The following is a 2,272-nucleotide window of genomic DNA, read 5'->3' as shown; positions in this document are numbered from 1 at the left end:
CGGCGGTGGCCGCGTCGGATGCCTCGGTGCGGACCTCCGCGCCCGCCCACCAGGCGCCGAGCAGCACGCCGGCGGTGAGCCAGTGCGCGGGGAGGTCGCACACCACGACGTCGCCCGGGGCGACCCCCACCTCGTCGCGCAGGAGCCCGGCGATCTTGGCGGCCCAGTTGGCGGTCGAGACCACGGACAGCTCGATCCGGGACGGTGCCCCGAGGTCGTAGTGGGTGATGAGCGGCGCTCCCGGATCGGCGGCGAGGAGCGGGCCGAGCACGGTGTCTGCGGCGGTGGTCACGGGCGTCCTCCGGGGTGGTGGATCAGTTCACGCAGGGGACGTCGGATCCGCCCGCGTCGAATGTCGGGCGCTGGGCGATGGACGGCGGCAGCGGCGCGTAGCTGGTCGTGGCCGGGGTGAGGGACTCGATCCCGGTGGCGTCCCCGGCGGGCCCGCTGTAGTCCTCGGCCAGGACCACGCGCACCGACCCGGCGGGGATCGCCGGGTCGACCTGCACGGGCAGGCCGCCCAGGGCGTCGGATACGGCGAACGCGGCGGCGTCGTCCGCGGAGGACGCGGCGACGTGGGAGGTGTACGCGACGGCGGGGTCGGTGAGCAGGTCCCCGGGGGTGTAGCCGAGTTCCGCGAGCGAGCCGGACACGCGGGCGGCCAGTCCGTCGATCGCGGTGGTGTTGACCACCGAGACCGTCACGTCCGCGGGGACGACCCCGCCGCCGGCGGTGGCCTCGGTGGTCCCGGTGGTCTCGTCCTCGGTACTGGCGAACCCGCCCACGAACTCCGCGACCTGGGCGGGGTCGACGGTGACGATGGACTCGCCCCACTCCGTGACCGAGTCGATGCTCGTCACGGGGATGGTCTCGAACCGCACGTTGCCGCCGCTGATGTCCTGGAGCTTCATGGCGAAGTCGACGAAGTCCCAGTTCTCGTCGATGACGAAGGACCGCTTGGCCGCGTCGGCGAGGGCGCTGAGCTTGGAGGGGTCCGCGAGGGTGCCGGCGGACAGCGTCCTCTTGACCAGCTGGGACATGAACACCTGCTGGCGGACGATCCGGTCGAGGTCGCCGGCGGGCAGGTCGTGGCGCTGGCGCACGAAGCTCAGCGCGTCCGAGCCGGAGACCGTCTGGACCCCCGCGGCGAACTTCGCCCCCGACAGCGGCTCGTCGACATCGGCGTTGAGGCATACCTCGACCCCGCCGACGGCGTCGGTGAGCAGGACGAATCCCAGCAGCCCGATCTCGGCGTAGTGGTCGACCGACACCCCGGTGAGGTCACGGATGGCCTCGATGAGGCCGTTGCGGCCGGCCTGGACGGCGTCACGCTGGTCCTGGTCGGTGAGCGAGCCGTCGGGGCTGGCGGCGAGGGCCTCCTCGAGGTAGGCCTCCTTGTACGCCGAGTAGACGCCGTTGATCTTGCTCCCGCCGATGGTCGGCGTCTCCACGTAGACGTCCCGGGGGATGGAGATCGCGGTGGCCGAGCTGCCGTCCTCGGGGATCCGGATGAGCAGGATGGTGTCGGTGTTCTCGCCCACCTCCTCGCCGGTCCGGATGGTGGCCAGCTCCTCCGGGCTCAGGGCGTTGCCCTGGGCGTCGGTCCGGTTGTCGGTCCCCACCAACAGGATGTCCACCGCACCGTCGAGGCCGCCGACGCCCACGTCGAGCCCGCCGGCCGAGGCGAGGTCGGAGTTGAGGCCGTTGAACACCGTCCAGCCGACGCCGGTGACGAGGAGACAGAAGGCGGAGACGAGGGCGGCGAGCGTGCGGGCGACCCGGGCGGCCAGCGGGCGGCCGGGGTCGGCGTGGCGCCGGCCCCGGGCGGGAGCGCGGCGGGGCGTCACGGGCTGCTCGGCGCTCATCCACCGTCCTTGTCGTTGAATCCGGGCGGTCGGGCCGCTCCCGGGAGGGGGAGCCGGACCAGCGCAGACCGCCGTCGATGCGGCTCGCGGGCCGCCCGGGCCGCCGATAACGATCCCACGGTACCGCGCCGCGCGCCGGGCGCCGGAATCGGCAGCACGCGTCGTAGGGTGTTCCGGGTGACGACCCGACTGCCCGTCGTGACGGTGACCTATTCGCCCGGCGACCACCTCCGCACCTTCATCGACACCCTGCCCGGGTCCACCACGCGGCCGGTGGGTCTGGTGATGGCGGACAACGGGTCCACCGACGGGGCGCCCGAGGCGGCGGCCGCCGCCCACGACTTCGCCGAGTTCCTCCCCACCGGCGGGAACCTGGGCTACGGGACGGCCGTCAACCGGGCCGTGAG

The 2,272-nt window shown here is 73.5% G+C and carries 3 protein-coding genes; 1 reads left to right on the top strand and 2 read right to left on the bottom strand.

Annotated features, from left to right (window positions below; all coding sequences use genetic code 11):
* Both B4M60_RS03860 and B4M60_RS03855 read right to left on the bottom strand, forming a co-directional pair.
* Positions 1-292: TIGR03089 family protein (locus B4M60_RS03860; protein ID WP_291080464.1), on the bottom strand; the 292-nt coding region annotated here is incomplete at its 3' end.
* Positions 293-314: 22 nt separating this feature from the next.
* Positions 315-1,865 (bottom strand): LCP family protein, encoded by a 1,551-nt coding sequence (locus B4M60_RS03855; RefSeq protein WP_291080463.1) that lies wholly within the window; start codon positions 1,863-1,865, stop codon positions 315-317.
* 177 nt (positions 1,866-2,042) lie between these two features.
* Here B4M60_RS03855 and B4M60_RS03850 point away from each other — a divergent pair.
* Positions 2,043-2,272, top strand: a 230-nt coding sequence (locus B4M60_RS03850) for a glycosyltransferase family 2 protein (protein ID WP_414646723.1), incomplete at its 3' end; no start/stop codon positions are given.

The organism is Dietzia sp. UBA5065, from assembly GCA_002415925.1.
Classification (GTDB): domain Bacteria; phylum Actinomycetota; class Actinomycetes; order Mycobacteriales; family Mycobacteriaceae; genus Dietzia.
The sequence above is the reverse complement of the archived record's forward strand: the minus strand, read 5'-3'. Positions and strand labels throughout refer to the sequence as shown.

Bases quoted from the DNA above. Each gene is read 5' to 3' on its own strand.
- B4M60_RS03855 (WP_291080463.1), bottom strand. From the start codon at position 1,865: ATGAGCGCCGAGCAGCCCGTGACGCCCCGCCGCGCTCCCGCCCGGGGC.